This window comes from Rhodococcus sp. 66b (genome assembly GCF_002076325.1).
Taxonomy (GTDB): domain Bacteria; phylum Actinomycetota; class Actinomycetes; order Mycobacteriales; family Mycobacteriaceae; genus Rhodococcus_F; species Rhodococcus_F erythropolis.
Genome location: NZ_MUZB01000002.1, coordinates 282501 through 299794, shown reverse-complemented (window position 1 = coordinate 299794; position 17294 = coordinate 282501). Strand labels below are relative to the sequence as shown.

Here is a 17294-nt window from a genome sequence, read left to right as displayed (position 1 = left end):
TTCACGCGGCAGCAGGGCCGAACCAACTCTCCGTCGCGTACACACGTCCGGATCGGTCGACGAGCCGAGCGCGAAGCTCTTGCTGTTCAACCCATTTGATGGCGCTGATACCCCGGATCAACGCTGCTTCGCTCGCTGCGTACGCCCACACCGCGTCGTCCGCTATCACCGAGACTTGCGCCCATTCCGTGGAGGGACGCTCCTGGTTCGGCTCCCAGGAGGGCAGCTCTACCGCCCGCGCCGTCGCCATCGCGGTTCCGTTGATCAGTTCGACTTCTTCGCTGCCCGGCACCGGAATCTGCCAGCCACCGGCCGGTGCATGGCCGGCCGTGGCGATCACGTCGCCGATCCGTACGGCAACACCACATTGCAGTTCGGCAGCCACGATCTGCGCGGCGCGATCGACGGTGTCTGCCTTGGCAACTCCGGTGATGTCGAACGACGCACCCCAGGGCGCGTACACCACGTCGCCGTCGAGCTGTACGTCCTCGAACGTCGGGGTCGGGTGGACCGGAGGGATGGACTCGTCCTCGGAGTAGTTGTCGGCAAGCGGATTGACTGCGCCGCCGGTCATACGAGCCGCCCACAGCGCCGACCGCAAGAGAGCAGACATACGCCGAGTCACTTTGACCGGAGTTCCCTGAGCGAGGTTGACGGCGTGAATCTCGGCGTCGCCCCGGCGAAGGTCGCACACCGCCTCGGTCTCGTCGATGGCAGCTGCGATCAACGCGTGCGCAGTGGGCAGCGCAGCGCCTTCGGTGACATCCACCTCCACGGCGGAATCCCACATCGCCCACTTCTCGACACTGACCATGTCAGTCCTGCCCTTCGAACACACCGCGTTGTAACCAGTATGCGCCGGTCAGCAAGCCCCGTGCCATAAGCCGCTTCCGAGGCCGAGGCACGCTTCCTGCAGGAGGAGCAGCGCACGGCAGGGGCTGATGGTAGATCTGTGCGACAGAATTGCCGCCCTCCCTGTGCAAGCCGCGTAGTCCTTCGAAGGGTCCTGACACGCACCCGATGTCGACGGACGTCGACTACTACCGGCGCAGCGGGCTATTCCGATCCGAAAGACGCAGAGGCGACGCTCGACATGTCGTGCCGGGACGCTGCGCCTCGAGCTCGGTCTGCCGCAAAACACGTCCGGGCGACGCTGATATCACCGCAGGAGATAGCGGCGACTGACGAGAAGCACTGTGTTCCAACGTCGATGACATACCAATCGGCCGCTTTCGACGCGCGCCACTTTCGACAGGTCGACACACCTGCCCGCTCACTCTCGACTGCCGAGAAAAATACGCGCCCATCACTACGCGCGAGCGTCGAGCAGAGCACCGAGAAAGAGTTCCGAACACGCGGCGCGCCAACCGCCGGAGAGAGTGACGTCCGGCGCCCGGCGGCAGCGCTCGCACGTTACAGACAGGGTCACAATGCATCGACGCAGCTACATAGGACCGGCCGAAAGAACCTGCAGCGCAACGGCGTAACCACCGACATTTTGCTTATACGCCACCCGCACGCCCGTTGGCAAAACGAACGGTCAGTACGCGGTGTAAATCACATACTTTACAAAGTCTTTGGAATCTCTCCGCGCCAAATATCCGCAGGTGAAAGGACTTTCGACCAGAGTCCAGAATAACCGTGTCGTCTACTATGTGAAAACTGCGAAGTAGCTGTGACGCTGGGTCACGCTCGAGGGAGGAATTGTGACCGATTCATTCAAGGACCGCTTGAACGCCTTGTACCCGGCCACAGCACCGAGACTCACCAACGCACAAGTTGTGGAAGCCCTTTCACAACGCGGATGCAAGATTTCGACACCGTACCTCTCTCAGCTCCGGAGCGGTGTGCGCACAAATCCGTCAGAGCAAGTCGTTTTGGCATTGGCCGATTACTTCGGCGTAGCAGCAGAGTACTTCTTCGGCCCGACGCCTCGCCAAGATCCCGAACTGATTCCCGAAGAAGACCGTTCGGTTGTCGAAGAGTTCCACGACAGCGAATTGCGTTCTCTGGCTATGAAAGCGGTCGATCTCTCCCCTGAATCGCAGGACTTACTCTCGTCGATTGCGGAGAAACTTCGCTCGTCCGAAGGACTCCCGGCCGTACCTCCGGATTGCAGCACGTACGCCCCACCGTTCACTCGTGACTGATCCAGTGCGAAGATCAGCGAGTCAAGCGGCCCAATAGTGCCGAGGCTGTGACGATTCCGAGCAGCGCTGCCCCGATCAGCACGCCGAAGTCGACGACATAGTTGGTCGGCATTCCGATGAGTAGACCGCGTAGTGCTGACACCTCGTAGCTCAGCGGGTTGATGCGGCTGAGCCACTGAACCCACGTCGGCATGAGTTCGACCGGGTACAGCGCGTTGGACGCAAAGAACAATGGCATGGTGATTGCCTGCCCGATGCCCATCAATCGATCTCGTTTGAGCACGATTCCCGCGATCGCGACCGACAAGCAGGCAAAGAACGCGGAACCCAGGACAACGACCAATACGACCCCGAGCAGTTTGAGCGGGTTCCACGTCATACTCACCCCCAACAGCGCCGCCACAATGACGACCACCATTGCCTGGGCGACTGCGCGGATCCCGGCGGCGAATGCCTTGCCTGTCACCAATGCAGCGCGCGGCGTCGGCGTGACCATCAATTTGGTGAGGACTCCCGCGTCACGCTCCCAGATGATCTGGATTCCGTAGAAGATCGCAACAAAAAGAGCGGACTGCGCAATGATGCCCGGCGCGAGAAAGTCGAGATACGGTACGTCACCAGTCGGGATCGCTCGGATATGACTGAACGTCTGGCCGAAGATCACCAACCAGAGGATCGGCTGGATTGCGCGCGTGACCAATTCAGATCGGTCGTGCCGCAACTTCTGAACTTCCACGAGGCAGAATGTGTAAATTCTCGAGAGCAATCGAGCGAAACCGTTGGTAGTGGGATCAGCCCAAGCGGCGCGCTGTGCGACGGGCACTGCGGACATCGCGGAGACCTCCTGACTTGTCGCCGGTGAGATCGTCGCCGGTGTAGTGACGGAACACGTCTTCGAGAGTGGCCTCCGGCCCCAGTTCGGCGGCCAACTCGCTCGGCTCGCCCACCGCCCGAAGTTCACCGTGATGCATCAACGCAACACGATCACACAGCTCCTCGGCTTCTTCCATGTAGTGCGTCGTCAGCAGCACAGTCATGCCGTACTGCTTCTGCATCTCCGCCACTCGCTGCCAGACGGATTCGCGGGCAATGGGATCCAGCCCCACCGTCGGTTCGTCGAGTACCAGCAGCGACGGTCGGTTCACCAGCGCCTGCGCAAGTTCGAGCCGTCGCACCATACCGCCGGAGAAACTCGACGCCAGGCGATCGCCTGAATCGAGCAGGTCCACCATCTCGAGCGCCTGGTCGACGCGCTCGCGTCGTTCGGACCGCGGAACGTCGTACAGTCGCGCGAACCAGGTCACGTTCTCGCGCGCGGTCAATGCGCTTTCGATCGAGAGCTGTTGTGGCACGTATCCGAGGTAGCGCCGAATGGTCATCGCCTCGGTACGAACTGAGCGACCGAGAATCCGAATATCACCGTCTTGCAGAGGAAGTAACGTGTTGAGCAATCTGATCGTCGTAGTCTTTCCTGCACCGTTGGGACCGAGCAGGCCGAAACACTCCCCCGCATTGATGACCAGACTCAGCTTGTCCACCGCGCGGTGGTCGCCGAACTTGTATGTAACCGAGTCGATCTCGACCGCGTGTGCGCCAGGGTCGGGTGAACCTGCCGCTCGGCTCTTCCACCACTGTGTCAGCATCTCACTGCCCCTCACCTTCTGATCCGGCTGCTGCCAGAGCGCTCGCCAATCGCGACAGGGCTGGTAGCGCAGCCTCGATCCTCGCCCTGTCTTCTCCGGTCAGACTCGACAATGCCTGGCCGACAATCACGCTCCGGCGATCACGCCACACTTCGACGCGGGCGCGCGCCTCGTCCGAGAGCACCAATCGCGCGACGCGTCGATCAGCCTCGTCGGCAACCCGTTCGATCACTCCATCGTCGACGAGCTGCCGAACCAGGGTGGACACCGTGTTTGCCGCGACACCCAATCGCCCGGCAGCCTCAGCCACCGACAGACCCGGGTTGCGCCGTAGCAGCCTGACGAGTTCGATTTGGGCGCCGCCGAGCGGTCGTTCTGCAAACGGTCGCCCCGATGCCTTCCTCGTGCCTCGACGCAATTGCCCGAGCGTCTCCAGGACATCATCCGAAAGCCTGTGATCTGCTCCGATTTCATCCACACCTCACAATAGCTCTGTAACAGAGCTATTGTCGAGGAATCCGGACGCCCGGCGTTTTCAGCTCGTCCGCAAAGGGTATCCCCGATTGCTTGTCCCGAGCACTCCCGCCCAGAACGGAGACGTCATGCGCAGACAGTGGTTGTTCGCGACGGTTGCGAGTAGCGCCCTGATCCTCACCGGTTGCTCGCCCGACGCCCTCGATTCCGGGGACAGCGCAGACAACGTCACTGCCATTGCGACGTCGCTGTCGCCACCCGCCGCCGCTGATGTACCCCTGCTGAAGACCGCCGACTCCCCACTCGGGACGATCGCCGTCGACGGCGAAGGCATGACCGTCTACGTCTACAACCCGGACGAGGAGAACTCACAAGCCGGGTCGTGCGACGAAGCGTGCCTGCGGTACTGGCCGGCAGTCACCTCGGTGACCGATTCACCCATCGTCGAAGGAATCGACGCCGTCATCGACACTGTCGACGGGCCGGAAGGATCTTTCCAGATCACCGTCAACGGCAAGCCCGTCTATCGGTACCTCGACGACAAGGTTCCCGGCGACATGCTCGGACAGAGCGTCGGCAGCCTGTGGTGGATGATCGACGCCGCCGGAAACCCCGTGTTCAAGACTGAGTAACCCTCAGTTGTACGGCTGCCGCGCGGTTTCGGGGTCGCCGTACGTGATTGCCCGTTCCCGACGCGTTTTCGACGCCAGGGTTGCGCCCCAGTTCAGCACCGTGCTGGCGCGATTGCGGAACCCCGCGAGGAACGCGATGTGGATGATTCCCCATGACACCCATCCGATGAACCCGGACAACTGGACCGGCCCTGCCTGAAGCAACGCGTGGCGTCGCGAAATGTAGGCCGCGGTTCCAAGATCGCGGTACTTGAACGGTTTTCGGCTGGGCACTCCGTTTTCCACGGTTGCAGCGATCCGGGCACCGGCGTGCCGACCACCCTGCATCGCGACCTCGGCCACCCCGGCAAGTTTGTCCCGCGACATGAGGTCGCCCACCACGTAGACGTTCGGGTGGCCGGGAACGGTCAGATCGGCTTCCACCTCGATGCGGCCACCGCCGACCTGCTTCACACCCAGCGCCGTGGCCAGTGCCTCGGCGAACGGCACTGCTTCGACGCCCGCGGTCCACAGAATCGTGCGGGTCTCGTACTGCCGCTTCTCTTTTGTCTTCTTGTCCGTCGTCTCGATGCTGGTCTCGCACACGTCGGTGACGTGCACGCCGAGGTGAGTCTCGACGCCGATCCCGTCGAGAGTACGTTTGGCGGCGGCCGAGAGCTTGCGACTGAACGAAGGCAGCACCCGATCATCGCCGTGGAAGAGCAGTACCCTTGCCTCGTCCGGGTCGATGGACCGGAACTCGTTTGTGAGCGCGTGCATTGCCAATTCGCGGATCTGTCCGGCTAATTCGACGCCGGTGGGTCCGCCGCCCGCCACGGCGAATGTCAGCCACGGTCGACGTTCTTCCGCTGTCGGGAGCGATTCGGCCATCTCGAACGCAGCAATGAGACTGCGTCTGATCGCCAAAGCGTCGTCGAGGGTTTTCATGCCGGGCGCCCATTTGATGAACTCGTCCTGACCGTGGTACGACTGGCGCATTCCAGCCGCCACGATCAGGTAGTCGTACGGCAATTCGAAGGTCGACCCGTCGAAGCGACTGGCAGTCAGTATTCCGGCGTCCGCGTCCACCGACTTGGCCTCGCCCAGAACGACGTTCGTGTTCTTGTTGTCCTCGAGCAGATGTCGCAGCGGACTTGCGATCTGCCCTTCGGAGAGCAGACCCGTGGCGCACTGGTAGAGCAGTGGCTGGAAGACGTGGCTGGTCCCTCGGTCGATCAGAACCACCTCGACGTCGGCCTTCTTGAGTCGTCTCGCTGCGTACAGTCCACCGAAGCCGCCACCGACGATCACTACGCGGGGCTTACCGTTCGAGATGTGGATGCTCATCAGACAAACCTCGCTGTCACGGAGTTGGGCAGGAATCGTAGGGCCGCATCTATCCCTTGCCACTTGAGGCCGGGTAGCGCCGCTCGGGTGGTTTCCTTCTCGATGGCGTCGACCATGGCACTGACGCCTTCGTCCAAACTGGCCATGAGCGCTGCGTCGTCGCCGGCGCCGGCGGACATGTCGGTCTTGATGAAGCCCGGCAGCAGGGTGGTGACGCGAATAGGTGTGCGCGCCAACTCGATACTGAGCGCCTCACCCAGAGCCGCTACCCCGGCCTTGCTTGCCGAATAGGCCGCTTTTGGCCCGGGTAGCCCCCGATCCGCGCTGATCGAGGACACGAGAACCAGGTGTCCGGAGTCCTGCGCGCGGAAGATCTCGAGCGCGGCTTCACACTGCGACAGCGCGCCGACAAAATTCGTCTGCGCTGTTGCAAGATTCGCGTGCGCTTTTCCGGTTCCGATCTTGGCGCCCTTGCCAAGCCCGGCGTTCACGATCACCCGGTCCAGGCCACCCAACTCGTCGCGCAGCTCACCGAAAACCCGGACGACGGAATCGTGTTCGGTCACATCGAGTTCGCGCACTGCGACGCTGATCGACGGGTACTGCGCCACCAGCTCCCCACGCAGCGTGTCGAGACGATCCGTCCGCCGGGCACACAACGCGAGGTCGCGACCGGCCGCGGCGAATCTCCTGGCCATCTCCTCACCCAGACCCGAACTGGCACCGGTGATCAAAATCTTCTGCCGCGTCATGGGTGCAACTGTAACCATCATCGAGTTCTCGTACCCGGCGGTAACCGAGCGAACTCGGACCGATCCGACATACCGTGGAGGCATGACCGACGAATTCGATGTCATCGTGATCGGCGGTGGGCCCGCCGGCGAGAACGCCGCCGCGTACGCCATCGCCGGAAGTAATCGCACCGCCGCAATCGTGGAACACGAACTGGTCGGCGGTGAATGCTCGTATTGGGCCTGTATGCCCAGCAAGGCGCTACTGCGCCCGGGGCAGGTCCTCGAGGCGGCCGACGCTTTGCCCGGGATCCCGGCCGGACCGCTGGACGTCGAGGCCGTCCTGAAACGGCGCGACTCGTTCACCCACAACCACGACGATTCGTCCCAGGTCGACTGGGCCACCTCCGCGGGAATCACCGTGATCAAAGGCCACGGGGTGATCGACGGCGAGCGCGCTGTGACCGTCGACGGGACCCGTAAGCTCCGCGCCCGCCAAGCCGTTGTACTCGCCACGGGCACAACTGCCACTGTCCCGAAGACGCCGGGGTTGCGTGAAGCACTCCCGTGGACGTCGCGCGATGCGACCAATCTCCACGAGGTTCCGTCGCGGGTGGCGGTCATCGGCGGCGGAGTCGTCGCAACGGAGTGCGCAACGTGGTTGTCGTCGTTCGGCGCTCACGTGACACTGCTCGTGAGAGGCGATGCTCTGTTGAAATCGGCAGAACCGTTTGCCGGAACGATGGTTGCCGAAGCACTCGGCGCCCGCGGCGTCGACGTTCGACTGAGCACCGCCGTCAACTCGGTGTCGCGACCCGACGCCAAGGACACCGGTGAGGGCCACATCCACGGTGGACCCGTCAGCATCGAGACCTCTTCCGGTGTGATCGAGGTCGACGAGGTCATCGTCGCGGCGGGCCGCGGGCCGACATCTGCCGATCTCGGCTTGTCCGTCATCGGCCTCGAGGACGGCAAGTACGTCACCACTGACGATCACCTCTGTGCCCAAGGTGAGTGGCTCTACGCCGTCGGAGACATCAACGGTCGCTCTCCCCTCACCCACATGGGCAAGTATCAGGCGAGAGTCTGCGGAGACGTCATCGCCGCGCGGGCCGAGAGCCGCGGACTCAGGGGACCTCGGTACACGGCGTCGGCGGACAACGGACAGGTCCCCCAGGTGGTGTTCACCTCACCCGAAATCGCCTGGGTGGGACGCACCGAGAAGAAAGCTCGCGACGACGGCTACGACGTCGAAGTCGTGGAGATCGAATTGGCCGTCGCAGGATCCTCGCTGTTGCGCGACGACTACTCCGGGCGCGCGAAGTTAGTCATCGACAAGGCCACCGAGGTGATCCTCGGCGCTACTTTTGCCGGGCCCGAAGTATCCGAACTGGTGCACGCGGCGACAATCGCGGTCGTCGGCGCCGTCCCACTCGAAACTCTCTGGCATGCGGTGCCCTCGTATCCGACGGTCAGTGAGGTCTGGCTTCGATTGCTGGAGGCTCGCCGCTGACGCGATCCCGAAGTACGTATAGTCGCGACATGGCGTCCGACATACTTGTGACCACGGCCGACGGCACCCTACGCGGCCGCCGGGTGGGAAAACTTCGTGCCTGGCGCGGAATTCCCTACGCCCGGCCGCCGGTCGGAACACTGCGTCTGACGCGGCCACAGCCGGTCACACCATGGACCGGAGAACGCGACGCGACCAGGTTCGGCGACGCCTCGGTCCAGCACAAGAAGGGGCTGCTGCTTTCGCCCGGGAAGTACCAGCCGAGCAGCGAGGACTGTCTGACACTCAACGTGCTCGCTCCAGCGAACGCCGGTAACACCCCGCTTCCGGTCATGGTCTTCATCCACGGTGGGGCAAACACCATCGGGACCTCGGCTACCGGCTTGTACTCCGGTGCGTCCCTCGTCGAACGCGGCGACATCGTCTACGTCTCGATCAACTACCGCCTCGGTGCTCTGGGGTACCTCGATTTCACACCCTTCTCCACGGCCGAGCGGGCATTCGATTCCAACCTCGGACTGCGCGATCAGGTCGCGGCCCTGCAATGGGTGCAGCGCAATATCGCGGCCTTCGGTGGGGATCCTGAAAAAGTCACGATCTTCGGTGAATCCGCCGGAGCCACTGCCGTCACCACCTTGATGGCTACTCCGGCTGCCAAGGGACTGTTCGCTGGTGCGATCGCCGAGAGTTCGGCTCCGGATCTAGTCTCGAGCACGCAGCGATCGCACGCCTGGGGTGCGCGTTTCGTCGAGATCCTCAATTCCGGTCTACCGCCCGCGAAGGCTTTGACCTCGGCGACTGCCGTCGAATTGGGCCGAGCAGGCAGCAGACTCGGTGCCGAGGTACTGGCGAACACGCCTGGACTACATCCCTTCGGTCCAGTCGTCGACGGCGACTTCCTGCCGCGCTCCCCCTTGGACGCATTCAATGAAGGATCGGCACACCAGGTTCCGATGATCATCGGCACCAACAGACGGGAGGGAACGCTGTTCCCGAAGGTGCTCGACGCACTCCCGACCAACCCGTCGCGCATCGACACCATGTTCGCTCTCACCGATCCCGAGGCCGGAAAGCGCATCCTCGCAACCTATCCCGGCTATCCCGACGAGCAGTCCGCGACCGATGTCGGTGGAGACGTCACGTTCTGGCACCCTTCAGTGGAGTTGATGCAGGCTCACGCACAATCGGCGCCGACGTACGCCTACCGATTCGACTTCGCGCCGACGATGATGCGTTGGCTCGGCCTCGACGCCACTCACGGTTTCGAGATGTTCGCGGTCTTCGGTATCGGCGACACCCTTGTCGGGCGCGGCCTCACCCTTCCCGGCGGTCGGCGCGGACTGCGCGCAGTCACCGAATCTGTTCAGGGACACTGGCTTCACTTCGCCAAGCACGGCTCGCCGCGTGGGTCGTGGCCGCGTTACGACGCGCAGGAGCGTAGGACCATGATCTTCGACGAGATCGTCCGCGTCGAGAACGATCCCAGACGTGAACAACGCTTGGCCTGGTCGGGATACAGCGGTTACCGTAGCCACGGCACCGACATCTCCCTACCGTGACGAGCCCCCTCGAGATCACTCTCGATTCCGGGGTCGTACGCGGGCGCCTCGATCGAGGACTGCGCACCTGGCGAGCAATCCCCTACGCAGCGGCCCCGACCGGCCGCTGGAGATTTCGCACACCACAGCCGGTCGAGGCTTGGAATGGTGTCCGCCCGGCGGAAGCATTCGGCTCTCCGTCTCCGCAGCGCAAGAGCAACTTCGACGAGAACTCACTCTTCGTCAATGTCGTGGCCCCGCAGGTACCGTCGGATTCGTTGCGACCGGTCATGGTCTTCATTCACGGCGGCGCGTACAACGGCGGGAATCCGTCGACGCCCATGTACCGCGGAACGAGCCTGGTCGAACGTGGCGACATCGTCTACGTCTCGATCCAATATCGTCTCGGCGCGTTGGGCTACCTCGATTTCAGTGAGTATTCCACTGCTGAACAATCATTCGACACGAACCTCGGATTGCGCGATCAGATCGCCGCGCTGACGTGGGTCCAGCGCAACATCGCCTCCTTCGGTGGCGACCCGAACGCCGTCACCGTCTTCGGTGAATCGTCCGGCGCCAACGCTGTCACCACTCTGATGGCAACGCCCGCGGCCCGAGGGTTGTTCGCTCGGGCCATTGCTCAAAGTCCGCCGGCTGCTTCGGCATACGGAAAGGATCGAGCGCAGCGATGGGCGCGCGAGTTCCTCGAGATCGCAGACGCACCGGAAACCGATCCTGCCTCGTGGCTGCGCTCCGCTTCGGTGAAGGAACTGGTCGACGCCGGCGAAGAACTTGCGCGACGCGGCGCGGACGAAGAACCCGGAACACGGGCATTCGCCCCTGTAGTGGGTGACGACATTCTTCCCGAACACCCGCTCGACGTGTTCGCCGCCGGACGGGCCCACCCCGTTCCGCTGCTCGTCGGTTCGAATCTCCATGAGGGGCGGATCTTTCCGCGCGTTCTCGACATCTTGCCTACCAACCCGGTTCGGATCGAGAAGATGTTCTCCCACACCACCCCTGAAGTGAAAGCACGTGCGCTCGCGGCGTATCCCACGTATCCGCATCGTTTCGCTGCCGCCGATCTCGGCGGCGACATCACCTTCTGGGAACCGGCAATACTGTGCGCACAGGGCCATTGCCAGGTAGCTCCTACCTACAGTTACCGCTACGATTTTGCGCCTCGCCTGCTCAGACTCATCGGCATGGGCGCTACCCATGCCACCGAATTGCTTGCGGTCTTCGGCCGTTCGGATGCACTCACCGCGGCCTTGACCGCGGTCGGTGGACGTCGCGGACTGGCCGCGGTGACCTCCACCGTGCAGCGCCACTGGATCCATTTCGCCCGACACGGAGTGCCGGACCAGGATTGGCCCGCCTACTCCGTCCCGGAGCGGCAAACGATGATCTTCGACGAGACGTCCAGAGTGGAGAACGACCCGATGGGTGAGCGTCGACGCGCCTGGATCGGCTACGAGCACCGACGCTGAAGCCCGGTCAGAAGAACTGGCCTTTCACGAAACCTGCGAGCAGGACCGCGAATCCGCCCACCTCACCGAGAATCAGCAGGAACATTCCGAGGTGCAGGGGCGGACCGGCGGACTCGAACTGATTGTCGGTGTCCTTCATCGCACCGTGAGCGATGTAGCTGAAAATCGCTGCGAGAAAGAAGAACACGACCACTGCGGCACTGGTCAGGTTGATCCACGTCGGCCACGCACTGAGTTCGACGAACACCGCGATCAGCAGCGTCGCAAACGAGTACATCAGGGCAGCGCGGTGGGCGATGTCGACATACGGATGGGCGAGGTGATTATCCGAGGTGGCCATCTGTCGGTACTTCCAGATTCCCAGGCACAGGGAGAGAAGGAAGATCAGACCGGCCGCGAGCAGCGTCAGTGTCGTGTCGATCCCCAGGGTCATCTGCTCACCCCGCAGTGCGCTTCCAGTGAGTCACCGCTGGGTGATCCAGTCGAAGGCTTGTCGTAGACGACAACCAGCACCACCGCACGATCTGCCGACACCGATCGCATCCGGTGTGGCGTATTCGCGTCGAAATACAGGCTGTCGCCGGCGTCGAGGTGCATCGTCTGTCCGGGGATTTCGAATTCTACGGATCCGGAGTGCACGAACACGAACTCCTCTCCCGTGTGGTCCATGAACTTGGGACCCATCACCGACGCCGGATGAACCACGAACGGCTGCATGGCCTTTCCGACCATGGAGGGCGCGATCGGATCGTAGACGGAAGACTGCACGGAGGAAGCCGGGTCGATCACGCGGTCCTTGGCGCGCACGATCGTCATGGCATTGCCCTCCATACTGTCCGAGAACAGTTGTCCCACATCGGCATCGAGCACCCGTGCAATTTTGAGCGCCACCGCGATCGACGGGGTACTGATACCCCGCTCGACCTTCGAGAGATAGCTCTTCGTCAGACCGGTCTGCTCGGCCAGGCCCTCGAGCGTCAGACCGGCGCGACGCCGATGTGTTCGCAAAAACGCTGCCATTCGATTCCCCTCACGAGACTTTGTGTCATCACCCTACCAACACATTGACCTGCGACGATCAGCGACGCTCGTCCTGAGGGTTGCGCATTTCCGTCCTATATGACACTTTGTGTCCTATAGGTGACTGAATGTCATTGATTCCGGGCCCCGAGAAAGGCACACCCCATGACCGACACGATGCATGCGAGCAAGCAAGAACTCATGGCCACCGCCGAGACGAAAATGCTCACCGAAGTAACCACAGGCAGTTGGACACTTCGACAGAAGATCGCACTGACCTGCCGCGCACTGTCGGACGCCGGCCACGATTCCGGTCTCGCCGGCCAGATCTCCGCCCGCGGTGAGCAGCCTGGCACGTTTGTCACCCAGCGACTCGGCCTCGGGTTCGACGAGATCACCGAGGACAACCTCCTGCTCGTCAACGAGGACCTCGAAGTCCTCGACGGGGAGGGCATGCCGAACCCCGCCAACAGGTTCCACAGTTGGATCTACCGCGCCCGACCCGACGTCAACTGCATCGTCCACACACACCCACTGCACGCGACGGCGTTGTCGATGCTCGAGATTCCCCTCGTCGTCTCCCAAATGGACATCGCGCCCCTCTACGACGACTGCGCATTTCTCGCCGACTGGCCCGGAGTTCCCGTGGGAAACGAAGAGGGCGAGATCATTTCGGCTGCGCTCGGCGACAAGCGGGCAATTCTGCTCGCCCACCACGGCCAACTCGTCGTCGGCAACACGGTCGAAGAAGCATGCTCCCTCGGGCATCTGATCGAGCGGGCCGCGCGGCTGCAGTTGCTGGCAATGGCTGCCGGCGACATCAAGCCGCTACCGCCTCGCCTGGCGAAGGAGGCTCACGATTGGACACTGACCCCTCGGCGCAGCGAGGCGAACTTCGCGTACTACGCCCGTCGGGCTCTCCGCAATCATCCCGACGCACTGACCAACTGAATTTCGTTTCCCACCAACAGAACAGAGAACCCCATGAGCAGCACAATCAAGGGAATCGTCGCCTACCCCATCACCCCGTTCGACCGGGACACCGGAGCATTCGATCCCAAGCCGCTACACACGCTCCTCGACAGCATGATCAGCAGTGGTGTCGACGCGATAGCCCCACTCGGCAGCACCGGCGAGAGCGCCTATCTCGACGACGCCGAATGGGAGTCGGTCGCCCGGGAAACTGTCGACTACGTCGACCGACGAGTCCCCACCGTCGTCGGAGTGTCGGATCTGACGACGGCGGGAGCACTCCGCCGAGCATCGATCGCAGCAGACGCCGGCGCCGACGCGATGATGATCCTCCCCACGTCGTACTGGCATCTGGGTGAGCAGGAGATTCGTGAACACGTCAGTGCGGTCGCCGATTCCGTCGACATTCCCACGATGATCTACAACAATCCCGCGACCACAGGGATCGACATGTCGCCGGAGTTTCTCGTCGACCTCGTCTCCACCGTCGACGGCATCACGATGATCAAGGAATCCACCGGCGACATCACCCGGATGAACCGCATCAACGAACTGAGCGGTGGCACGATCCCCTTCTTCAACGGCAGCAATCCTCTTGCACTGCAATCTTTCTCTGCCGGTGCAAGCGGATGGTGCACGGCAGCACCGTGTCTGGCCCCCGAACAGGTGGTGCACTTCTGGCGTCTACTCGAATCCGGTGATCGGTCGGGTGCCGCCGCTGTGTTCGAACAGATCGAGCCACTACTGAAGGTCCTCGTCAGTCGCGGACTGCCGTCGACGGTCAAAGCCGGGTTGGAATTTCTCGGCGTCGACGCCGGCCTTCCCCGCCGGCCCCTGCTGCCCCTCGACGACAACACCAGGACAGCTTTGTCCGACGCTCTGTCGGTGGCTCGCGGTGTAATCGTCGCGTCGTGACCTGACGTGGGAGTGGGTTCCGGCAAGATGGGATGCACACCGACCGAAGGAGGGGCACCATGTCCGTAGATTCACGGTCTGCAAGGATCGCCGTCACCGGCGCTACCGGTCATATCGGCGGACTGGTGGCTCGGTCGTTGGCCGACGCCGGTGTCCCGCAGCGACTGATCGCGCGTTCGGTCAACCGATTACCGCAGCTCCCCGGTGCCGATTCGGCCCAGACCACGTACGGGGATCAGGAGAGCGCTCTCGCGGCTCTGGCCGGAATCGACACCCTCTTCATGGTCTCGGCGGCCGAAAGCGCAGATCGCCTGGATCAGCACCGCACCTTCATCGACGCCGCAGCGGAGGCCGGGGTCAGGCACATCGTCTACACGTCTTTCCTCGGTGCCGCTCCGGACGCGACGTTCACGCTCGCTCGCGATCACTGGATCACCGAAGAACATATCCGCGCTTCCGGACTCGCATTCACCTTCCTGCGCGACAGCTTCTACCTCGATTTCCTACCCGCTCTCGCCGGTGAAGACGGTGTGATCCGCGGACCCGCAGGTGACGGTCTTGTCGGCGCGGTAGCGCGGTCCGACATTGCTGCCGTCGCCGTGTCGGTTCTGCAGGATCTGGATTCTCATGTCGGACAGACGTACAACCTGACCGGACGCGAGGCACTGACGCTCTCCGAGGCCGCGAGCATCATCACCGAGGTCACCGGCAAGCGGACCACGTACGTCGAGGAAACGCTCGAGGAAGCCTACGAGTCGCGGGCGTCGTACAACGCACCCGATTGGGAGCTCGATGCTTGGGTGTCGACGTACACCGCAATCGCGCAGGGTGAATTGGCGATGATCACGAGCACCGTGGAGGACCTTGTCGGCCGGCCTGCGCTCACGCTGCGTGAATTCCTCACAGCAGAAACCGCCTGATGCCACCACGCAAAGCAACCACGGCACGCAAGGCTGCCGCAAAGAAAGCTGCACCGAAGAAGGCTGCTCCCAAAGAGAGTGCAACCAAAAAGACCGCCGCAAAGAAGACTGTCGCAAAGAAACGATCACGCGCTGTGATGCCCGACGTTCCGACAGCCGCTCCGGGCGAACGAGTCTGGCTTCTCGACGTACCCTTTCGGACGCCGGCGCCTGGTGCGCAGTTCGTCAAGAAATGGAAGAGCTACGCGTGGGTCGGCACGGAGTTGCCTGTAGAACTCGCTCCGTTCAAGGCACTCCCCTTCTCGTATCAGCAGTGGGTCGAGGACGACATCAATGACAGCACCGGCGAACGCCCGGTTGCTGCACCCAAAATTCCTCGGCCCGAGCAGGTTTCGGGGGCTGCGGCCGTCGTCGACGCTGCTCGGGCCGGCAAACGCGGATTTCTGTTGGCAGACAATGCCGGCCTGGGTAAGACGCTGATCGCAGTGATGTCGGCCAAGACGATTGCCGAGGAACGCGGCGAAACCAACATCCTCGTCCTCGTCGATCGACCCGCACAGATCACCATTCCGCATTGGCGCTATTCCATCGCCTCGGTGGGCGACGGCGGATTCCGCTGGCTGATCATGTCGCCTGACCAAATGAAGAAGCTGATCGCGCGGAACGGCCGTCCCAAGTACACCTTCGGTGTGGTGATCGCGGACGAGGCCCAGCTGTACAGCAACGACACACAGCGCACAGCTGCCTTCGAGAAGGTTGCGCGCTTTTCCAATTCACACGAGCAAGCGCCGTTCGTCCTGTCCGTGACAGCAACACCGGGACATACGCCGGCAGATCAGCGTTACCTGGCGCCGCTTTTTGCGCAGCTGCATTCAGAACCTTCGGAGTACTGGTCCGACCTGGGTGCCAGGCTTGTCGAGTCCGGCCTTCCGCTGGACAAGTCCTACGGGAAGTGGACGTGGAGCGCAGAGGCGAAGGAATCAGCGACCCTGCAATCCCAGGCGCTCGAGACCGTGCGTGGATGGATGTCGAACAGCAAACCGCCCTTGATGATTCATCGACCGACTCCGTGGGGACCCGTTCCGCTCGACGGTATGCCGATCGACCTCACGCATGCCCAGCGCGCCGAGTACGAGACCGAGTGGGCCGAGTACGCCTACGAAATGGGATTGGCCCGCAAGAGCCGCAACATCGCGCGGGGCCGTGCGCTTGTTCTGCGCTATCGACAGAAGGCGGGCATGATCCGCGCCGAATCGACGGCCCAGTGGGCGCAGGCGCAGGTCAAGGCAGGCAAACAGGTGTTGGTGGCCGTCGAATTCGTCTCCACGGCAGGCGATCCACTGGTCGAGATGATCGAAGACGCCGGGATCTCGGTGGCAAAACTGTTCGGCGCGGTGCCGGACAAGGAGGGTCAACGTCTGCGGTTTCAACGCGGGGATGCACCGGTCATCGTCTTCAATGTCACGACCTCGATCTCGCTCCACGCCAACGAAGCACTCCCCGACGGCACTCACGCGTCCTCGTTGCCACGGACGGGAATCTTTCATCAACCGCGATACTCAGGGATCGCGGCAGAACAGACATTCGGTCGGTCACACCGCGACTACCAGACGTGTCCATGGGTCATACCCTTCGGCGTGGGCACCAAGGAAGAGGACGTCGCCACGGTCATGTTGCGCAATCTCAATTCGGTCACAGGTCTGAAAGGTGGTGATCGATCCGGTCTGCGGTCGCTGTCCGAACTGCTCGGCGTCGAGTGGCTAGAGCCCGATGTCTTGACCTCGGAGTCTTGACCTCGGAGGCTTGACCTCGGAGTCTTGACCTCGGAGTCTTGACCTCGGAGTCTTGACCTCGGAGGCTTGACCACGGCGGCTTGACCTTCCAATGGCCGTCCAACGCGCGCACACGAACGGTTTCGGAGGTATGCCCCAATTCCGCTCCACCAAAACCGAATTCGGCTGACCGCTTCA

General features: G+C 62.7%; 17 protein-coding genes. 9 read left to right on the top strand and 8 right to left on the bottom strand.

What is annotated here, in order from left to right; all coding sequences use genetic code 11:
• Window position 1: 1 nt before the first annotated feature.
• Window positions 2-814 carry an FAD:protein FMN transferase gene (locus B0E55_RS04415; RefSeq protein ID WP_020970361.1) on the bottom strand — a complete coding sequence of 271 codons (813 nt, stop codon included), beginning with the start codon at window positions 812-814 and terminating at the stop codon, window positions 2-4.
• A gap of 892 nt (window positions 815-1706) precedes the next feature.
• Between B0E55_RS04415 and B0E55_RS04410 the strand changes: the two genes are divergently transcribed.
• Window positions 1707-2150 (top strand): helix-turn-helix domain-containing protein, encoded by a 444-nt coding sequence (locus tag B0E55_RS04410; RefSeq protein ID WP_019744761.1) that lies wholly within the window; start codon window positions 1707-1709, stop codon window positions 2148-2150.
• A gap of 13 nt (window positions 2151-2163) precedes the next feature.
• On the opposite strand, the gene B0E55_RS04405 is transcribed toward B0E55_RS04410, so the two are convergent.
• From B0E55_RS04405 to B0E55_RS04395, 3 genes are read right to left on the bottom strand one after another with little or no spacing between them, the layout of a single operon-like run.
• Window positions 2164-2982: an ABC transporter permease gene (locus B0E55_RS04405; RefSeq protein ID WP_019744762.1), complete on the bottom strand. Its 819-nt coding sequence runs from the start codon at window positions 2980-2982 to the stop codon at window positions 2164-2166.
• A complete protein-coding gene (locus tag B0E55_RS04400; protein WP_080909164.1) occupies window positions 2942-3793 on the bottom strand; it encodes an ABC transporter ATP-binding protein in 852 nt (283 codons plus the stop codon). Before B0E55_RS04400 ends, B0E55_RS04405 begins: the two co-directional genes overlap by 41 nt.
• Before the next feature lies 1 nt (window position 3794).
• A complete protein-coding gene (locus tag B0E55_RS04395) occupies window positions 3795-4271 on the bottom strand; it encodes a MarR family winged helix-turn-helix transcriptional regulator (RefSeq protein WP_020908655.1) in 477 nt (158 codons plus the stop codon).
• Window positions 4272-4395: 124 nt separating this feature from the next.
• Between B0E55_RS04395 and B0E55_RS04390 the strand changes: the two genes are divergently transcribed.
• Complete coding sequence (locus B0E55_RS04390) at window positions 4396-4899, top strand: COG4315 family predicted lipoprotein (RefSeq protein ID WP_080909163.1); 504 nt, start codon at window positions 4396-4398, stop codon at window positions 4897-4899.
• 3 nt (window positions 4900-4902) lie between these two features.
• On the opposite strand, the gene B0E55_RS04385 is transcribed toward B0E55_RS04390, so the two are convergent.
• Window positions 4903-6225 (bottom strand): NAD(P)/FAD-dependent oxidoreductase, encoded by a 1323-nt coding sequence (locus B0E55_RS04385; RefSeq protein WP_003946361.1) that lies wholly within the window; start codon window positions 6223-6225, stop codon window positions 4903-4905.
• The gene (locus B0E55_RS04380) at window positions 6225-6977 is read right to left on the bottom strand and encodes an SDR family oxidoreductase (protein ID WP_007727631.1); all 753 of its coding nucleotides are present in this window, start codon (window positions 6975-6977) and stop codon (window positions 6225-6227) included. Before B0E55_RS04380 ends, B0E55_RS04385 begins: the two co-directional genes overlap by 1 nt.
• An 82-nt stretch (window positions 6978-7059) precedes the next feature.
• Here B0E55_RS04380 and B0E55_RS04375 point away from each other — a divergent pair, with 82 nt between their 5' ends.
• Genes B0E55_RS04375 through B0E55_RS04365 form a run of 3 tightly spaced genes read left to right on the top strand, consistent with a single transcriptional unit; the run spans window position 7060 to window position 11497 of the window.
• On the top strand, window positions 7060-8469 hold the full coding sequence (locus tag B0E55_RS04375; RefSeq protein WP_030244277.1) for a dihydrolipoyl dehydrogenase family protein: 1410 nt from the start codon (window positions 7060-7062) through the stop codon (window positions 8467-8469).
• 29 nt (window positions 8470-8498) lie between these two features.
• Window positions 8499-10028 carry a carboxylesterase/lipase family protein gene (locus B0E55_RS04370; protein WP_080909162.1) on the top strand — a complete coding sequence of 510 codons (1530 nt, stop codon included), beginning with the start codon at window positions 8499-8501 and terminating at the stop codon, window positions 10026-10028.
• Window positions 10025-11497 carry a carboxylesterase/lipase family protein gene (locus tag B0E55_RS04365; RefSeq protein ID WP_080909161.1) on the top strand — a complete coding sequence of 491 codons (1473 nt, stop codon included), beginning with the start codon at window positions 10025-10027 and terminating at the stop codon, window positions 11495-11497. The genes B0E55_RS04370 and B0E55_RS04365 overlap by 4 nt, the downstream gene beginning before the upstream one ends.
• Window positions 11498-11504: 7 nt before the next feature.
• Here the strand turns inward: B0E55_RS04365 and B0E55_RS04360 are convergent, their stop codons facing one another.
• Window positions 11505-11930: a hypothetical protein gene (locus B0E55_RS04360; RefSeq protein WP_003946354.1), complete on the bottom strand. Its 426-nt coding sequence runs from the start codon at window positions 11928-11930 to the stop codon at window positions 11505-11507.
• Window positions 11927-12517, bottom strand: coding sequence for a helix-turn-helix domain-containing protein (locus B0E55_RS04355; protein WP_019744771.1), 591 nt, complete (start codon window positions 12515-12517; stop codon window positions 11927-11929). The genes B0E55_RS04360 and B0E55_RS04355 overlap by 4 nt, the downstream gene beginning before the upstream one ends.
• A 165-nt stretch (window positions 12518-12682) precedes the next feature.
• Between B0E55_RS04355 and B0E55_RS04350 the strand changes: the two genes are divergently transcribed.
• The 4 genes from B0E55_RS04350 to B0E55_RS04335 are packed head-to-tail and all read left to right on the top strand — an operon-like array spanning window position 12683 to window position 17117.
• The gene (locus B0E55_RS04350) at window positions 12683-13468 is read left to right on the top strand and encodes an aldolase (protein WP_019744772.1); all 786 of its coding nucleotides are present in this window, start codon (window positions 12683-12685) and stop codon (window positions 13466-13468) included.
• Between the two features lie 33 nt (window positions 13469-13501).
• Complete coding sequence (locus tag B0E55_RS04345) at window positions 13502-14404, top strand: dihydrodipicolinate synthase family protein (protein WP_019744773.1); 903 nt, start codon at window positions 13502-13504, stop codon at window positions 14402-14404.
• A gap of 59 nt (window positions 14405-14463) precedes the next feature.
• The gene (locus B0E55_RS04340; protein WP_060938210.1) at window positions 14464-15324 is read left to right on the top strand and encodes an SDR family oxidoreductase; all 861 of its coding nucleotides are present in this window, start codon (window positions 14464-14466) and stop codon (window positions 15322-15324) included.
• Window positions 15324-17117: a DEAD/DEAH box helicase family protein gene (locus tag B0E55_RS04335; RefSeq protein ID WP_080909160.1), complete on the top strand. Its 1794-nt coding sequence runs from the start codon at window positions 15324-15326 to the stop codon at window positions 17115-17117. Before B0E55_RS04340 ends, B0E55_RS04335 begins: the two co-directional genes overlap by 1 nt.
• Window positions 17118-17294 lie beyond the last annotated feature (177 nt).

What these genes read in the sequence shown, in the direction of transcription:
- B0E55_RS04415 (WP_020970361.1), bottom strand. Translation starts at nt 814, where the DNA reads ATGGTCAGTGTCGAGAAGTGGGCGATGTGGGATTCCGCCGTGGAGGTG.
- B0E55_RS04405 (WP_019744762.1), bottom strand. Translation starts at nt 2,982, where the DNA reads ATGTCCGCAGTGCCCGTCGCACAGCGCGCCGCTTGGGCTGATCCCACT.
- B0E55_RS04400 (WP_080909164.1), bottom strand. Translation starts at nt 3,793, where the DNA reads ATGCTGACACAGTGGTGGAAGAGCCGAGCGGCAGGTTCACCCGACCCT.
- B0E55_RS04390 (WP_080909163.1), top strand. Translation starts at nt 4,396, where the DNA reads ATGCGCAGACAGTGGTTGTTCGCGACGGTTGCGAGTAGCGCCCTGATC.
- B0E55_RS04385 (WP_003946361.1), bottom strand. Translation starts at nt 6,225, where the DNA reads ATGAGCATCCACATCTCGAACGGTAAGCCCCGCGTAGTGATCGTCGGT.
- B0E55_RS04380 (WP_007727631.1), bottom strand. Translation starts at nt 6,977, where the DNA reads ATGACGCGGCAGAAGATTTTGATCACCGGTGCCAGTTCGGGTCTGGGT.
- B0E55_RS04375 (WP_030244277.1), top strand. Translation starts at nt 7,060, where the DNA reads ATGACCGACGAATTCGATGTCATCGTGATCGGCGGTGGGCCCGCCGGC.
- B0E55_RS04370 (WP_080909162.1), top strand. Translation starts at nt 8,499, where the DNA reads ATGGCGTCCGACATACTTGTGACCACGGCCGACGGCACCCTACGCGGC.
- B0E55_RS04360 (WP_003946354.1), bottom strand. Translation starts at nt 11,930, where the DNA reads ATGACCCTGGGGATCGACACGACACTGACGCTGCTCGCGGCCGGTCTG.
- B0E55_RS04355 (WP_019744771.1), bottom strand. Translation starts at nt 12,517, where the DNA reads ATGGCAGCGTTTTTGCGAACACATCGGCGTCGCGCCGGTCTGACGCTC.
- B0E55_RS04350 (WP_019744772.1), top strand. Translation starts at nt 12,683, where the DNA reads ATGACCGACACGATGCATGCGAGCAAGCAAGAACTCATGGCCACCGCC.
- B0E55_RS04345 (WP_019744773.1), top strand. Translation starts at nt 13,502, where the DNA reads ATGAGCAGCACAATCAAGGGAATCGTCGCCTACCCCATCACCCCGTTC.
- B0E55_RS04340 (WP_060938210.1), top strand. Translation starts at nt 14,464, where the DNA reads ATGTCCGTAGATTCACGGTCTGCAAGGATCGCCGTCACCGGCGCTACC.
- B0E55_RS04335 (WP_080909160.1), top strand. Translation starts at nt 15,324, where the DNA reads ATGCCACCACGCAAAGCAACCACGGCACGCAAGGCTGCCGCAAAGAAA.